The sequence below is a fragment of the Photobacterium sp. S4TG1 genome (assembly GCF_036040035.1).
Lineage (GTDB): Bacteria > Pseudomonadota > Gammaproteobacteria > Enterobacterales > Vibrionaceae > Photobacterium.
Map to the genome: position 1 here is coordinate 1 of NZ_JAYXUH010000018.1, position 16,511 is coordinate 16,511.

Below are 16,511 nucleotides of genomic sequence, written 5' to 3' on the forward strand. Positions count from 1 at the left end.
ATTTGACTGACTCAACATTACCTACATCTTATAGTGTAGCTACCGAAGATCAGAGAAATGAAGCCTTTAACTTAGCTAAAGAACTGGTTGGGGAAAGAGTTCGATATTACAGCCAAAGTTTCATGGCAAGCTATCGTATGACGCACCTAGAAAGAGGGCCAACATTTAGCACGGCTGATTCCAATTGCGCAAATTTAATAGAGGTCTATGAGAGGCTTTTAAGAGAAAGATGTCTAGTAGATTTTGATGACTTAATACTCGTTAGTAGGCGCCTTATTCTTGAACACTGCTGGATTCGAGATATTTTAAAAGCCAAATTCCCTGTTATTGTTATTGATGAGTATCAGGATCTGGGTAAGCCTTTGCATGACATGGTTATCGCTCTTGCCGAGCATGGTATACGAATTATCGCTGTTGGAGATATAGACCAGTCTATATATGGATTTACAGGAGCTCACCCTGAACTCCTTGATCATTTAAGTGAACGTGATGATTTCGAAAAAGTTGAGATGAAACTTAACTATAGATCGGCACAAAACATCGTTAGCTTATCGGATGGGTTTGTTAGCCAAGCAAAGGGAGTAATAGCCCATCACCAAGATAGAGTTGCAAGCATTACTTGTCATCTATGCCCAGATGGTATTGAGCAACAAATTGAACAAGCTTTAACGCAAGCTTTGACTATCGCTTCTGAAACGTCGGATAGAGCACTTAGTGATATAGCGATTTTGTATCCCGATGCAAACACAGGAGATCTTGTTGCAGCTCAAGCCTCACGGTTAGGCATTGTTTATAACCGTACAGACAACAATGCTCCTTACAGAAAGAATCCACTTACAAATTTTATTGAAGACTGTGCCTCATGGGTTAGTTACGACTGGCGAGCAACATCAAACAAAATCTTGTTATCAGAGTTAATCTCGACATTGATTAGTTTCGTGAAAAGCGACATTGATGACATAGATGCTTTAGTTCAAGGCTTTGTATCCTATCTATGGACAGTAAGAGGCAATGTGGAAGAAAGCCCTGCTTATAGCTTTGTTACCGAGCTAGTTAGTATTTGCTTTCCTTTTTCAGCGTCTCCATCCCACATGTCAGATGATTTTAAAGAAGTAGGAAAGATGACTCAGGCACTATCAAGTGAAGGCGTGTTGCAGAATGTAAGCCTTACAGTGTTGGGTAATAACAGAGAGAAGTCTAACAAGTTAAATTTGATCACTTATCATTCATGCAAAGGTTGTGAATACGATATTGTTATTGCTATAGGTCTAGATAATGGTGTTTTTCCTAAATTGAAGTGGGATCAAGGTACTTACCAGTGGTGCTACCCAGATGATAGGGAGATGCAAGAAAGGAGGCGACTTTTTTTCGTTGCATTAACGCGAGCAAAATATGACGTTCATTTTTACAAATCTGAATTCTTTTTGACTAGTAGAGGTGACAGAAGGTATTTCGGACAAAGCAAATTTCTAGATGAACTTGCTAGTCGAATGAGCTAAAGGGAAGATTAGTAATGAATCCATTTAAGAACTTTCAGCTAAAGCAACTTCCAGACTTGGTATTGGTCATTTTGGGAATATCATTTCTAGCAATTTTGGGAGCACTGATCCGCTCAGTAGTTCTTCCTGGAGGAACATTAGGCTGGCTATTGGTTATTGCGGCCTTTCTTAGTTTCAGTATTGCTTGGAAGAATACTCACTACAGAACTCACGACAAAGAAATACATAAGTGGGTAAATGCATGGCGGCATAATGGGTTGTCGAACGCATTTCTTTGTTTAGCCGTGGTAATGTTGATATCAGCATGCGCATACTTCAAGTAACGCTAGTTACAATCAAGGATAAGTTTCGCCCAGACCATGCATTATCTGGGCTTTGATCAAACCGCATTTTCTTTTATTTAGTAAATCGACCGAGCGTATCTGTTCAGCGAGTTTGTCTTATTAAAAATTATCCGTTAAAAGCTTACTTAGTGAAGTAATTGACACACTTTTGTCCAACAACGAGCTAGCTATTTTTGCTAGCTCAAATCTGCCCCATTATGAGTTAGATCTTTTACTCATTCATATATCATTAACGTGATTTTAGATTAGTTTTGTTGACTTATTTTTATGCAAATCAGTCTTACTTAATACATTTCTTACTCTGAATGTTTTCAATAAATACTTAGAAATAAAATAATGCAACCAAGCTCATGATATTTATGAATTAAATTGATTATTATTGCTGAACTTTAGTGGCATTATTTTGCGTGAAAGTAAGAATGCCTACTAATAAGCTGCTAGCTCGTCCATTAAAAATAATTTAATAAGGCACATATATGGCATTGATTGATTCGTATAGAAGAAATGTTGCTCGAAAACAAGATGAAATTGCTCGTTTAACTGAGCAAAAAGCAAAAGAGTACACGAAAATTACTGGTTTTAATAATAAAATCCAAACAGCTACGCGTCAGATGAATTCTTCTAAATCAGTAACGACGATCAATAGTCGTTTAAAGGAAATTCACAGAAATCAAGAAGATATATCAAGAATTGAAAAGAAAACAGCAGAATTTGAAACGAAAATTGCTAAGAAAAATAAGGAACTTCAAGCAGAACAACGTAAGTTGGGTAATGAAGAAATAAAGGAAGCGAAAAAACTACAGCAACAACAGGTTAAATTTCAACTTGATCAAGCAAAGGCCTTTAGTGCTGTAAACAGAACTCTAACTGAACATTCAGATGCTATTAACTCACTCAATGAACTTCCTGAAGAGATCACTGTACTATTTCTTGCTTCAAACCCAAGAGATCAGGGGCAGTTGAGTTTAGATGAAGAAGTGAGATCTATTAAAGAAATGATTACTAAATCACGTCACCGTGATGCGGTCAAACTTGAATCCTGCTGGGCAGTAAGGCCTGGGGATATACTTCAGTATATTAATGAATATCAACCAACAATTGTTCATTTTAGTGGGCATGGTAGCTCCGATAATGAACTCGTGCTTATGGATAACAATTCAAATACAAAACTAGTTTCTATGAGATCAATAGTTCAAGCAATGAGTGTTGCTAATGAAGATCTAAGGTTGGTATTTTTCAACACTTGCCACTCTAAGAACCAAGCTAGCAATGTCACTGAATATATCGAATGTGCGATTGGAATGAATACTTCAATCACTGATAATGCTGCACAAATTTTTTCGGCACAATTTTATTCTTCTTTAGGTTTTGGCTTATCGGTTGAAAAATCGTTTAATCAAGCTAAAGCTGCATTAATACTAGAGGGAATTCCTGAGGAAAATACACCTGCTTTGTTCGTCAAATCAGGCTGTGATGCTTCGGAAATTTGTATTGTTGCAGAGTAAGTTGGCTAAAAATCTGTTTAAGAGTGCTCCCAACGTTTGGCATTTCTCATTCCATCGTTAGGTTTTAGTGTTTAAGGTGGTATGCGGGAGCTTCGGTATTGCGTTGCTCACCACTTAACGAGGCGTTAGTACTCAGGAGTAAAAATTGGCTATAGAGGTAGCATGTTCAACCGCATCAGTGTGGATCGAACCCAAATATATAATTCCAGCATTTATGGTTTTGTTTTCGTCAGGTCTTTTCCCGTTTTTACTGCATAAATACAAGGTAAAACGAGAACGAGAGGAGAAACTCTTTGATACTAGAAAAGAAGAGTATCAGGGGTATTTTAAGAAAATGGAAGAAGCTGCGAGGTTAGCAGGGCAGGACTATGATAAATATTTAACTGAAACGTTGCCCAACGCTTCACGTAAGCTCTATGAAGCTCAATCTTCCCCTGAAGCTGTAGTTGAATATCAACAAACGCTAAATGCTTTCACCAAGGACATTAATGATGGATTTATGAAAGCTACAAATGAGCTAGTTAGTCTTAGAATCGTGTGTAGCAATAAACTTGCCGTACTGTTGGATGATTTTGAAGGGACGTACCAGGCAATGATGAGCCTGCAGCCTCAGATGCTTGAGGAAATTCGTCAGTCTCTTACCCCCGAATCGTTCATCACTGGTCAATTCAATTTTGAAACCCCAAGTAAAATAATGATGAATGAGTTAGGGACTTCTTTGGTTGAAACTAGAAATTTGATAATTAAGACAATGCGTAAAGAGTTAGGGTTTGAGTACTAACAAATAAGGATATGTATCGCGCAGCCGACACCTATCCGAAGTGTTGGACAAGCCCAAGCTACCTTATATAAGTAAATATCATCAAGAGTAATGTCAAACCCTTACTTTTCCTAATATCTACCAGCCGAAAAGGAGCAATTAATCTAAGCAGTTTTTGTCCAAAAATTAGCTAAAGATCTTACTCTCATCGAAAGGTTTTCTTTTTCCTCTATTGTTGCGCATATAATCTTCCCAACCTAAGTCATTAGGTTGGTCTTGCAACATTCTATCTGTGATCTTGACGCCTTGAACAAAAGGGTTTTTCCATGTTGAGAGCTTATTACCTGATGTCAAATTAGAGGCAAATTCCCAGTCGTTTTTACTGATGCAGTTATTGTCGTTTTCAATTGCATTTACCGCAGCATGAAAGACTAAATTTCGAAGTGAACGCATATTTCCTTGCGAAAATGCATAGATTTTTTTTGCTATAGGTTCTGATGCAAGGTTTGATAATTGATCAAAAGGTAAGGCTTCATCTAAACGTCTGAGAAAACCAGCATAAATGCCATAATTATTGATATAACTAAATGGTTTTAATTCAAACTGTATCGAAAAGCGACTTCTCAGCTGAGTGTTTGCTGCCAAAACTACTTTTGAATAGGGCATACCAAAAAGAATGACAGGGCATTTTGTCTTATTTATTAACATCTTTAGCCAGTCACCAACTCTTGAGAGTATTCTATTTGAAGATTTTTCTACTAAGTGTTGAAATTCATCAATGATAATAAGCTCTATTTTCATTGTTGGTACTAAATCTACTATTCGTTTTGTTAAAATAGCTAAGTCTGATTCATAAAGAGCTAAGGGATCTTCAAGGTAGAGCAGGAGTTCACGAGCGGCATCTACAGGTTTTGCATTCTCTGGTAATTCGATATAGACAACAGGGACAATATCTTGTCGTGCTGTTGAGTCTTTATTATTCGCTTTTAGGTATTTTCTTATAATTGAGGTTTTGCCAACGCCAGATGCGCCATATACCATCATACACGATGGTTCGGCTCCAAATTTAGAGAGCCTTCTGCATCTATCGATATTGTTTATGATAGCAGCTACATCAGGCGTAGATATAAACGCTTTTTTTGCTTTGGCAATTCTTGTAATGTTGTCATCCATAATTTAGATCCTATACATAATCAATATCCCATCCACTACTATCTTCTTTTTCAATATTTTTAGTTGATGTCTTTTGATTATTAGCAGATTTTTTTTCTTTAGGTTGTCGAGCATTAGCAGCCATTTGTTCGTTTTCTTGATATCGAGCAGCACGACGTTTATTTGTTATTGTTGTTTTTTTCTTTTGAATAGATTGATCAACAATTTCATCAATTCTTAATTCAGCATCAATTTCAGAGTCTAAGTTATGTTCGGTAATATTGAGTTCTTGTTTTATTTTTAGGTTTTTTTTATGCATCCATAAAGTTACTGTACTCGCATATTCATAATCAATAGCAGGGACTTTGAAATAAGATTCTGTATCTTCATCAAGAACCCATATGAAGCCCATATTTTCGCGGTTATATTTTATCGTAACTTTATGATTACCTTTCTTACCTCGGTATTCTGCTAATCGTTCACTGCTATAAAAAAGCTCTGTTGCTAGTCCAATCCCTTCTTTTCTTAACATTCGTTTATCTAACTTAGTAAAATAGAAATCAAGTTCTTCGTCGGTACCAAGAAATTCATTCGGAGGCCAGTTTTTTTCAGCGTGTTTCCATACTCTATTTGGGCAATTTGTCCCTCTTGAATTTGGTCTAGGATGGAAAATATCAACAAGCCATGTAAGGTATATTTGTTTGATTTCACTTAATGTTAACGAGGCTTCGTCGCTGGAATTGTAGCCCTCTCTTTGTAAGTAATTACTAAATGTTTTACCAGGAAGATCATTAAGTAATTCAGTGTTAGTGGTTCCATACTGCCGTTCTGTATGCGGTTTATTATCAGGTGTTTCTACTCTGTTTTGATGAATGTTTATAAGTAAACTGTCACAAGCAAGAGTAAAGTCTTTAGACAAAAACTCTTTACCATTATCCGTAACAAGTAGGTCAGGGATTCCATAACATAACCATTCATTTTGAATTGATGGATAGTTTTGTAATAGATTATCTTTGCGTTTGATTGCATTTTTTAATGCTAAGGCAACAGACATGTAACTTGGAGGTTCAAAGCCAAGGTAGAAACCAATTACTGATTTGCTATGACAATCTACTAGTTGAGTTAAATAAGGACGACCTATAGGTACTCGATGTTCTTCATGAACAGCAAATAAATCTAACCATGTATGATCAACTTCTACTCGTTCTAGTAAGTACTCAGTTTGGATTTTTTTCCCTATACGACGGAATTCTCGTTTTGCTATTCGATCTCCTTTGCTTGCAGCTAATTTTTCATAGGGGGTGATTTTTTTTACGCGCTTTCTTATGGCTTCATATGAAGGGTAGGTATGCTTTGTTTTATGGGTAAGATTATATTGTCTTACTTTTCTTCTGACTCGCCTAAAAGCTGTACTAACATTGATTTTATTGGCAGAAATTACTTGTTCAACAGCTTGATCAATATAGACTGATATTGTTTTAGGTACCTTAGTGTTTCTATTTCCCTTTTGCTTAGTCTTTGGTACTAAAGATAAAATACTAAAATTTGATTTTTTATAAGTTAGCCACCATCGATAGATAGTAATTGCACTTGGTATTGATCGCTCTTCTTGTTGTTGAAGATCAGCCCGTAAGCGTTCAATTAAAACTAAGTTTATTTCTGAACTTTTATTCAATATATTTCGAAGTATACTTAATCTGAATTTAGCTTCATTTTGAGCTTTTTTGCTAAATGATGTTAAATCTTGCAAATCATCATTTTCGATAAATGTGAGCTTACTGGAAGCATTTTCGCTATCAGATGTTGGGGTTCCATGAAAACTAGAAAATGATGTTCTAGACATAAGTTGTCTTTAATTCAGTTTGGTTATTCAGAAGAACTCTAAGATCAGTATTTATCAAGTACTTAGACAATAAATCATAAATCATCGGAATTATATTTTTACTATTACTAAAATGATCAATTATTGTTTCTAGCTTTGTTGAGCCATGTTTATTCAAATACTTAAGAATAGTTGTTTGCTCATAAGTTAATTCAGAATGAGATGCATATCTGTGCATGTGTTTTAAGTTTTTAAGAAGAGGAATATGTCTAATATCGTGTTCTTCAATCAATTCAAGATCTACATCAAAAAGTTTTCTCGCATACTGTCTTTTTGCCTCAAATTCTTTAGTAAAACGTTTTGAATTAACAGCATTTGGTGCTTTAACTTCGTATAGAACCATCTCACCACAATCAAATTCGCATAAAAAGTCAGGAACATAAGTACGAATAATTCCATCAATGACATAACTATATCTAATAGGTTGTGAGCAAAATCGAGAGATATTGTTATTAAAATCAAAATGAAAACAGGCATCGAATTCCAATGTCGATTCAACTGAAATGATAGTATTCATTTTAATGCTAACGTAACGATGTATATTTTTTCCACGAGATTTTGTTAACTTTCTAGCAGGTTGAGTAAATGCGAACTCAAGAGGAGAGTCTGTTTGATATGTCGTTGCAGGAGAAGGTTGCATAAAATTGCCTCTTTCACCATATGTAGTAAACTTACATAAGTATGGTCTAAAAAGAGGCAATATCAAGTTATGGTTGTATTAAATATCAGCTTATGGTTGTAAATATCAACTTATGGTTGTATCAACATATTTACTGAAAATTATTAAGCTTATTCTTTACCGTAAACGTTATTTTCTTGTTCTTGTACGCGGATGAACGTTGCACGCTTTGTTAGCTCTTTAAGCTGCGCTGCACCAACATAAGTACAAGTTGAGCGCACACCGCCCATGATGTCTTGAATAGTAAAGTTCACAGAACCACGGTAAGGCAATAATACTGTTTTACCTTCAGCTGCGCGGTATGTTGCAACGCCACCTGAGTGCTTGTCCATTGCGCTCTGGCTCGACATGCCGTAGAACTTCATGAATTGCTTGCCATCTTGCTCGATAACTTCACCGTTGCTTTCAGTGTGACCTGCAAGCATACCGCCAAGCATTACGAAATCAGCGCCGCCACCAAAGGCTTTTGCAACATCACCCGCACATGAACAACCGCCGTCACCGATAATACGACCACCTAGGCCGTGAGCGGCATCGGCACATTCGATGATAGCTGAAAGTTGTGGGTAACCAACGCCAGTTTTAACACGCGTAGTACATACAGAACCTGGGCCAATACCGACTTTAACAATGTCAGCACCTGCAAGAATAAGTTCTTCAACCATATCACCCGTAACGACGTTACCTGCGCTGATTACTTTATCAGGGAACTGCGCGCGAACACGCTCAACGTACTCTACAAGGTGCTCTGAATAACCATTAGCAATATCAATACAGATAAAGATAATGTCATCGGTTAACGCCATGATGTCTTTGGTTTTTTGGAAATCAGCTTCAGAGGTGCCGGTTGATACCATGACGTTATTTAATACTGATGCATCGTTAGCGCTGATGAACTCAGCCCATTGCTCAACAGTGTAATGTTTGTGAATCGCGGTCATGACTTTGTGTTGCGCTAAAGCGATAGCCATATCAAAGCTACCTACTGAATCCATATTAGCAGCAATAATTGGCACGCCTGACCATTGACGGCCACTATGTTTGAATGTAAAATCACGGGTTAAATCAACTTGAGAGCGACTTTTCAATGTTGAACGTTTTGGACGAAATAAAACATCTTTAAAGCCTAACTTTAGATCTTGTTCGATACGCATGATTTGTATTCCTTACAAATTAATAGAATGCAGCCCTCGTTAAAATCGTTACTGGCAGGTAACTTTTTTTCCTGTTGAGCGGGCGCAAAAAAACCGGAGCGTTGGCAGACGCTCCGGTTTTCAGCATTATAGGCAGAGATTTGTTAAATACAACCCCTAAAATGTAAACAAATATATCTCAATGCGAAAAAATTGAAGAAAATCCCGCCTTTTTTATGAATAATCTCTTATTTTTTATCATCTTTTAATTTATATCCTTGGTTAATCTCTGCATAATTTATGTAATTGATGAGTTTGAAAATAAATTAAATTGCAGTTGGTATCTCTTTTTTTACCCGCTATGATTTAATTTTAGGATAACTTAAAGCATTAAATGGGCTGTGGAAGGGTTGAGTTGTTTAAGAGACGAAAGAAAAAAAATCAATTTCCCGTTGATTTTTATGGTGAAGAGGGGAGCTGGCGCTTTGTGATCCGTGCTATGCGTCAAGAAGAGATCATTGATGCTATGTATTGGTGTGCGCATATTTCATGTCACCGTAAAGATTTTGATTTACTGCATATTGCGAGTGATAAGTTTGATTGTCGTTATAATTATTCAACAGCAGACTTATCAGATTTACAATTTGGCCTAAGTGGCACACCATTGAAAGTAACCATGATGGGACCGATTGTATTAATGTCGACCATTAATGAACATTTTGTTGATACAGAAATAGACTAACAACCGAAACTATTGGTGCGAATAAATTGGCGCATGTAGTAGTGTGATTTAAGTTATAGACAATAGAAAAACGCTAAATAACAACCGTTATCTAGCGTTTTTTTATGACTGTTTTTTTGAGACATACGCCATTTAGTTTAAGCTACGTTCCAGTAATTTTTGTTGGTATTGTGCTGGTGTTAAACCACGATTACGTTTAAATGCTTTGCTAAAACTTTGGACATTACTGTAACCAAGTACAGTTGCTATCATGTCGATACTCATGCCTGAGAGCATATATTTTATGGCGATATTACATAAAATATAATTTGTCATACTGGTAAATGTCCAGCCGTTATCATGTAAGCGACGTTGTAATTGTTGGCGTGATAATCCCACCTTTTCAGCAACAAAATCCAGCGTAGGAAAGCCGTAATAACGTGAATAGTTGATGATTTCAAACATGACCTTAGCAAGATCTAACGGTTGGGGCATATTGAGTAAATCATCCAATTGTAAATTTGAAACCAGAATGGGTTTTGTTATCGGTAAAGGACGCTGGTTACCATGCTCCAACATTGAAAGATTTAACCAAACCTTTGTTGCAGATGATTGCCATGTGATCGGGCACCCAAAAAATTGTTGAATGGCAGGATCTAGTATTTCAGTACCAGAAAGCTCTACTTTTAAAGGAACGTAATCGTCTCCCATGTAGTTACGGGTGACTTGAGTAAATAAAATCGCAATTTTTAAGCTGTCAAAACTCGCCGCACGTCCATGTGCATAGTTATTGTAATATACCCACTTAACAATTTTTCCTGATTGTTGACCATGAAAAGACGCCCCTCCCTGTAAACATGATACACCATAGTTGATCCGTCGAAATGCTAATGCAAGATCTGGGCAAGTCACATACCAATTACCAATAGGCCCAATATTTTCAAAGGTGATATCTGTAGCAATTTTGATCATATAAGCCGAATCGTTGGTTAATGCTTCAATACGTTCTAACCACTGTAAATAATCATTAAAAGGGATCAAAGACATCGGTTCTCTGAGCAATTGAGCAGGAATACCTAATTCAGCCAAGTTGATTCCATAACGTTTTTGTAAGCCAAGTTCTAATGGTTTAAGAAAGGCGGTTCGAATAAAGGCAATATTGATCATGATGTTCTTCTTATGGTGCTGATGGGCATTTTGCTGCAATAAGTAGGATTATTATCGTTAGTATAAGTCTAATTATATCAATTATTGGCTATTTTTGATTTAAATAGACTTAAGTTGTATCGTTAATGTGAGCTCTCTCCATAATGACGGCTATTCATCACTGCATGAGTGATGCTTGTTAACTATTTTAGTTTTGAACCGGAGAGTGTGAATGAGCTTATTGAGTATGCCTTTTGTTGATACCAATGTAGATACCGTATTAAGTGTGTTTGCGGGCGTGGTCTTAATTGCAACCATTGCTGCTGTTGCGATTGGGTTTTGGAAAATACATGAATTACCTATTCATAAAGCATCGACGAAAGAGCATCACCAAATAGGCTTAATCACTGCCCTTACATGGATAGGTTTTGTATGGCATTGGGTATGGGTGTTGGCGGTCATTATCGCATTTGTTGATGGGGAAAAAGCGCTGTGTCGTCTTCGTGATATTTGGCATGGTGATCGTTTGCCAGTAGTGCCAGCTATCTCGACTGAAACAGAGGAGCAATAGTATGTTAGAAGGTTTAGCTGTTTGGGCGCTGTTTATTTATTTATTACGTTTGGTCGGCATGCCATGGAATAAATTCACTCAAGCTTTTGCATATGTTGGTGGCGGCAGTTGGTTAGTCTTTGTATGGTTTGGTTTAATTACTTATGCGCCAATGGATTTATCTGGCGGCTCACTCGTTCAATCGCCGCATGTGCAGTTGCGTCCTGCATCCACATCAATCAATGGTCGTGTTAAAGCTATTTATGTGGAACCCAACAGTAAGGTTACTCAAGGTCAGTTAGTGTATGAACTTGACTCAGAACCGTATGTGATTGCTCTCAATAAAGCGCAAGCGAACCTTGATGCTGCAAAAGTTGCTCGTGATATGGCGCAACAAGATATTGCAATGGCACAAGCATCAAAGACTGCGGCGGTGAAAGATATTGATATCGCAACAAAACAGTTATCAGCTGCAACCGCAGATTACCGTTTAAAAAGTACGATGCTTGCCCGTTATGTAAAGCAAAACAATGTTGTTAAACATACCGTAACCGCAAGTATGTTAGATGAGCAACGTACCGCTGTTGATGTCGCTAAATCACAACAGATTATGTTGGATTCACAAATAGAAAAAGCTCATATTGCGGTTAAAAAAGCGCAGTTAGGAATAGAAAAAGCGGAATTAACCTTTAACAGCCGTGATGTTGATGTGATCACCGCGAAAGAAAATGTCGCTAAAGCTCAGTGGGATCTCGACAATACTAAGGTTTATGCGCCTGCTGACGGTTTTGTTACCAACTTCATTATGCGTGAAGGTCAATATGTTGGCTCTGTCCCGCGTATTCAAATGTATACCGATGAAAAATATGTATTAATGCGAGTTAATCATCAAGCCATTCGAAATGTAAAACCAGGGCAGATGGCTGAATTTGCTTCCGCTGTTTATCCTGGAAAAGTCTTTGCGGCGGAAGTTGAAGGCATTGTTGAGGCGACAGGGGAATCACAAGGTAATTTGATTGGACGTGAAACCAATGTTCGTCAAACGACGGGCGCAAATATTGCTAATAAGCACCATTTTGTACGTTTAAAGCTTTATGAAACAGATGGTTATGATATTCCAGTTGGATCTGTTGGATTAGCTTGGGTTAGCGCTGAAAAACCCATTAGTTTCCTTGGTTTTCTAGACGTTATTCGTGGCATTATCATTCGAATGAAAGCACAAGTTTTCTATGTTTGGTCAATGTAAGCGGTTGTAAATTATTATAATAATAGTGTTGTATACTGGTTCACCTGCCACGGTTTATATCGTGGCAGGTTTTTTTATAAAATGATGAGATGTGAGTAAATAAGCTAATCTTGACGCAGGTTATTAACCATGGAAATCGGCGTTGGGTAACGGCGTACAACCCAATAGGTTGAAATGACAAAGGTGGTAATAGTAACGGTTTCGATAAAGGTTTTAGCTTGATCTGATAGCAAACCTTGCGCTATGGCGGCATAAACTAACAAGAGTGAAAACTCACTGGCTTGGCTTAAACGAGCTCGAAGCTCGACACTTTCAATTTGATCTTCATGGGCTAATCTTAGTGCTATTTTAAATCCCCATGCTTTTATACGGATCAGACAAATACCAAAAATGACCCCCAAAACGGTATAAATATTACTGTCCCATAAGTTGATTTTTGCGCCAATGGCAAAGAAAAATAAGATCAGAAAAAATTCACGCAATGGTTTCAGATGAACGGCAATCGCTTGTGATACCGGACTGACAGCCAAAGTAATACCTGCGATAAAAGCCCCTGTCTCGTAAGACAAACCAATACTATTGCAGAGTAATGCCCAGAAAAAACACCATGCAAGTGTCGCGATAAAACTATATTCCTGAATAACATCAAAGCGCTTTAATAATGGCAACATAATGTATTTTACCGCTAGATAAGCACTAATAATGATAGCGACCAGCTTGATAACTAATAAACCCAAGCTGAGACAAATATTATGCTCGGTGTTGATATTAAATAATAACAATACACTGATCGCGATAATATCTTGCATTAGCAAAATACTGGTCATCACTTCACCCATACGTAAATGGTGAAGGGTGGTGGTTGGAATCAGTTTAAGGCCTATTACGGTACTTGAAAACATCATTGCCGCAGCTGTAATTAGCGCATCCGTCACGGAAAGATTAATGATTAATGCAAATAAAAAGCCGCTAATAAAAAATAATAAACAGCTGATCAGTGTGATCACCGCACTTTGTTTAAATAAATGCAGTAAGCGAAGAGGTTGCAAATTCAACCCTAAAATAAACAACAATAGGATAACCCCAAGATGCCCCATTTGACTAATGCTGGTGGCATCGGTGACTAACTGAAATCCATAAGGGCCGATGATAATACCGGTAAAGATGTAAGCGAGAATAATAGGTTGGCGAGTATAGAGAAAAAGGCTACTGAGAATAGCCGTGATAATAATAATACTACAGAGCTCAGTGATCATGCTGGTTAGGTTTTCAAGCATATGACCCCTATAGTTTTATTATAACGTTAGAACTCGCAGCGATTGTAACGTTGGTAATGATTAATAATATCTTCAATCAGTTCTGGCTCTGAAAAATCATCAACAAAATAGCGTTTCTGATCATTTTTGATAAACACTTCGAGGTGTGTTTCATCACCATCAACACTGGGAATAAAGTGGATAGCATATTCATATGGTAATTGTTTGTCATTTGCGATCACTAATCTAAATCGACGATCCATACAGTATATATCCGTAAAATAACCCGCAGCAGAGAGTTGCTTGCTGGCTTTTGTTACGGCTGATTTAGCAATGATATAGCCCATATTATGTGCCGTGATAGTTGTCATGACGACGCCCTCTTTATTGATGTTAATAGGGGTAACGTTTGTCTATATCATTCGATTTTATCGGGCGAATACACATACTTACCAACTAAATAATTCAATCATCGTCATTAGATCTTTTCATCAATATTTTAGTTTCGATATTTGCTTATTTTTTTCGAATAACGATTTGATTATGGATAAAAATGTAACAATGGCGGCCTTTTTGGAATTTATTATTACATTTTAGTCTTAAATCAGTGTTTTTGTAGGTAAGATTTGCGCAAGAAGAATGAATTTTCAATTGAGAGAAATCTGGTATGGTACAAAGAACACTTAGACTTATTCCTTTAGTTGCAGTATTAGCGACATCAACCTCGGTGCATGCTGATAGTGTAATCAAGCAGCTAGACAACCAACTATCTCATATTGAAAATACCGTTAATGGCACTCAGCGCTCTCTTCGACGTACACAAAATAAATATGACAACACGCAACGAACCATGACAGAACTTAAAGATGGTACCTATGCTGAAAAAAGTGTTGGCCGAGCGGTAAAAAAGAAAAAAAGAAGGGCGGTTAATGGTTTAATTCATCGCTCAAATAATGCTATTCGTAAAGCGACTAATATCTACTAATTACAACGAAGATGATGAATAAAATAATGCGGCTATCATGTGTATGATAGCCGCATTTTTAGTGTTGTGTTTTTATATTGTTAGCAATGTACTTATGATTTTTGTAGGAGTACTTTTGCTTGTTTACGCTCTGCGGCTAAACATGCAGCTGCAGTAAAGACCACATCTGTTGAACTATTAAGTGCTGTTTCTGCTGAGTCTTGAATTACACCGATAATGAAGCCCACAGCAACAACTTGCATCGCAACTTCATTTGGAATACCAAATAAACTAGCCGCAAGTGGAATCAATAATAATGAGCCGCCCGCAACACCTGATGCTCCACATGCTGATACTGCTGCAACGACACTCAGTAATACTGCTGTTGCAAGATCCACTTCAATACCTAACGTATGCACTGCTGCTAACGTTAATACGGTGATAGTAATGGCTGCACCACCCATATTAATGGTTGCACCTAAAGGAATAGAAACTGAATAAGTGTCTTCGTGCAGATCCAGATCCTTACATAATTTCATATTAACTGGAATGTTTGCCGCTGAACTACGAGTGAAGAAGGCAGTAATACCACTTTCACGTAAACAACGAAATACCAGAGGGTAGGGGTTGGTTTTGGTTTTTACAAACACAATAAGCGGGTTAACAACTAATGCAATAATGACCATTGAACCAAGCAATACCGCAAGTAGATGAGCATAGCCTAATAGCGCATTAAAGCCTGTTTGAGCAAAGGTATGCGCGACAAGGCCAAAAATACCAATAGGAGCAAGACGAATAATAAAGCGCACAATTAATGTTACGCCATCAGACATATCTTGAAAAACCTGCTTAGTCGCATCACTGGCTTGATGTAATGAAAAGCCTAATGCAATCGCCCATGCCAAAATACCAATAAAGTTACCTGTCATTAATGCATTGATTGGGTTATCCACGATTTTAAAAAATAGTGAGTTAATAACTTCTGCAATACCTTCAGGAGGTGCAATAGAGGTCGTGTTAGTAACAAGCGTCAAAGTGGTAGGAAAAAGAAAGCTCATTGCTACAGCGGTAAAAGCGGCTAATAATGTTCCTAATAAATAAAGAAAAATTATTGGCTTCATATTGGTGTGAGTGCCTTTTTTTTGATTCGCAATCGATGAGGCGACCAAAATAAACACTAAGATTGGTGCGACAGCTTTTAATGCGGCAACAAATAGCCCACCTAAAAAGCTTACGCTTGCTGCTGATGATGGAGAAAAGACGGCTAAAGCAACACCGGCGATAATCCCTATTAATATTTGTATTACTAAACTGCCATTAGCGACTCTGGCAAGAAAGGGTTGTGATTGACTCATAGTTTATCCTGCATTTTTTATTGTTGTGTTCATTGTTGTGTTTAAGTTTTATATTTTGTAACAGAAACATTTTTTAACAGGATCTGTTTAAAATAGCCAGCCTTCTTTTAATAAGCATAGTTATTGCTCTTTTTTAACAATTATTATTACGCCCATGTCACAATTTAGTAGCAATATGAGTGTTTTTATTGGCATGTGTCACGTAAATAAAAAATATGAATTAAAGAGAGATAGTTAATTGTAGGTTGATTGTTAAATGTATTTTTAATGAAGGTGGCTGCTAATGTTGTGTTGTTTTACATTTGGTTACATAAAGTAA

The 16,511-nt window shown here is 37.1% G+C and carries 15 protein-coding genes; 7 read left to right on the forward strand and 8 right to left on the reverse strand.

The window, feature by feature from the left end; all coding sequences use genetic code 11:
* The 3 genes from VXS03_RS16815 to VXS03_RS16825 form a co-directional block, all read left to right on the forward strand.
* Nucleotides 1–1,499, forward strand: a 1,499-nt coding sequence (locus VXS03_RS16815; protein WP_327765044.1) for an ATP-dependent helicase, incomplete at its 5' end; no start/stop codon positions are given.
* Nucleotides 1,500–2,319: 820 nt separating this feature from the next.
* Nucleotides 2,320–3,348, forward strand: coding sequence for a CHAT domain-containing protein (locus tag VXS03_RS16820; protein WP_327765045.1), 1,029 nt, complete (start codon nucleotides 2,320–2,322; stop codon nucleotides 3,346–3,348).
* Between the two features lie 145 nt (nucleotides 3,349–3,493).
* Entirely contained in the window at nucleotides 3,494–4,129 is a 636-nt protein-coding gene (locus VXS03_RS16825; protein ID WP_080155600.1) for a hypothetical protein, read from the forward strand.
* 165 nt (nucleotides 4,130–4,294) lie between these two features.
* Here VXS03_RS16825 and VXS03_RS16830 read toward each other — a convergent pair whose 3' ends face one another.
* The 4 genes from VXS03_RS16830 to VXS03_RS16845 form a co-directional block, all read right to left on the reverse strand.
* Nucleotides 4,295–5,281, reverse strand: coding sequence for a TniB family NTP-binding protein (locus tag VXS03_RS16830; RefSeq protein WP_327765046.1), 987 nt, complete (start codon nucleotides 5,279–5,281; stop codon nucleotides 4,295–4,297).
* A gap of 10 nt (nucleotides 5,282–5,291) precedes the next feature.
* Nucleotides 5,292–7,103 carry a Mu transposase C-terminal domain-containing protein gene (locus VXS03_RS16835; protein WP_327765047.1) on the reverse strand — a complete coding sequence of 604 codons (1,812 nt, stop codon included), beginning with the start codon at nucleotides 7,101–7,103 and terminating at the stop codon, nucleotides 5,292–5,294.
* Nucleotides 7,096–7,782 carry a TnsA endonuclease N-terminal domain-containing protein gene (locus tag VXS03_RS16840; RefSeq protein ID WP_327765048.1) on the reverse strand — a complete coding sequence of 229 codons (687 nt, stop codon included), beginning with the start codon at nucleotides 7,780–7,782 and terminating at the stop codon, nucleotides 7,096–7,098. The genes VXS03_RS16835 and VXS03_RS16840 overlap by 8 nt, the downstream gene beginning before the upstream one ends.
* Before the next feature lie 149 nt (nucleotides 7,783–7,931).
* On the reverse strand, nucleotides 7,932–8,975 hold the full coding sequence (locus tag VXS03_RS16845; RefSeq protein ID WP_080155604.1) for a GMP reductase: 1,044 nt from the start codon (nucleotides 8,973–8,975) through the stop codon (nucleotides 7,932–7,934).
* 394 nt (nucleotides 8,976–9,369) lie between these two features.
* On the opposite strand from VXS03_RS16845, the gene VXS03_RS16850 reads away from it, so the two are divergent.
* Entirely contained in the window at nucleotides 9,370–9,696 is a 327-nt protein-coding gene (locus VXS03_RS16850) for a hypothetical protein (RefSeq protein WP_327765049.1), read from the forward strand.
* Nucleotides 9,697–9,828: 132 nt separating this feature from the next.
* On the opposite strand, the gene VXS03_RS16855 is transcribed toward VXS03_RS16850, so the two are convergent.
* A complete protein-coding gene (locus VXS03_RS16855) occupies nucleotides 9,829–10,842 on the reverse strand; it encodes an AraC family transcriptional regulator (protein WP_327765050.1) in 1,014 nt (337 codons plus the stop codon).
* A 211-nt stretch (nucleotides 10,843–11,053) separates the two neighbouring features.
* Here VXS03_RS16855 and VXS03_RS16860 point away from each other — a divergent pair, with 211 nt between their 5' ends.
* Nucleotides 11,054–11,392, forward strand: a complete 339-nt coding sequence (locus VXS03_RS16860) for an MFS transporter (RefSeq protein ID WP_327765051.1) — start codon at nucleotides 11,054–11,056, stop codon at nucleotides 11,390–11,392.
* A 1-nt stretch (nucleotide 11,393) separates the two neighbouring features.
* Nucleotides 11,394–12,617 carry an HlyD family secretion protein gene (locus VXS03_RS16865; RefSeq protein ID WP_327765052.1) on the forward strand — a complete coding sequence of 408 codons (1,224 nt, stop codon included), beginning with the start codon at nucleotides 11,394–11,396 and terminating at the stop codon, nucleotides 12,615–12,617.
* A 104-nt stretch (nucleotides 12,618–12,721) separates the two neighbouring features.
* On the opposite strand, the gene VXS03_RS16870 is transcribed toward VXS03_RS16865, so the two are convergent.
* Nucleotides 12,722–13,894, reverse strand: a complete 1,173-nt coding sequence (locus VXS03_RS16870) for a cation:proton antiporter (protein WP_327765053.1) — start codon at nucleotides 13,892–13,894, stop codon at nucleotides 12,722–12,724.
* Nucleotides 13,895–13,920: 26 nt separating this feature from the next.
* Nucleotides 13,921–14,244, reverse strand: coding sequence for a hypothetical protein (locus VXS03_RS16875; RefSeq protein WP_080155610.1), 324 nt, complete (start codon nucleotides 14,242–14,244; stop codon nucleotides 13,921–13,923).
* A 296-nt stretch (nucleotides 14,245–14,540) separates the two neighbouring features.
* On the opposite strand from VXS03_RS16875, the gene VXS03_RS16880 reads away from it, so the two are divergent.
* Nucleotides 14,541–14,858: a hypothetical protein gene (locus VXS03_RS16880; protein WP_327765054.1), complete on the forward strand. Its 318-nt coding sequence runs from the start codon at nucleotides 14,541–14,543 to the stop codon at nucleotides 14,856–14,858.
* Between the two features lie 92 nt (nucleotides 14,859–14,950).
* Here VXS03_RS16880 and sstT read toward each other — a convergent pair whose 3' ends face one another.
* Nucleotides 14,951–16,192 carry a serine/threonine transporter SstT gene (sstT, locus tag VXS03_RS16885; protein WP_327765055.1) on the reverse strand — a complete coding sequence of 414 codons (1,242 nt, stop codon included), beginning with the start codon at nucleotides 16,190–16,192 and terminating at the stop codon, nucleotides 14,951–14,953.
* Nucleotides 16,193–16,511: the final 319 nt, after the last annotated feature.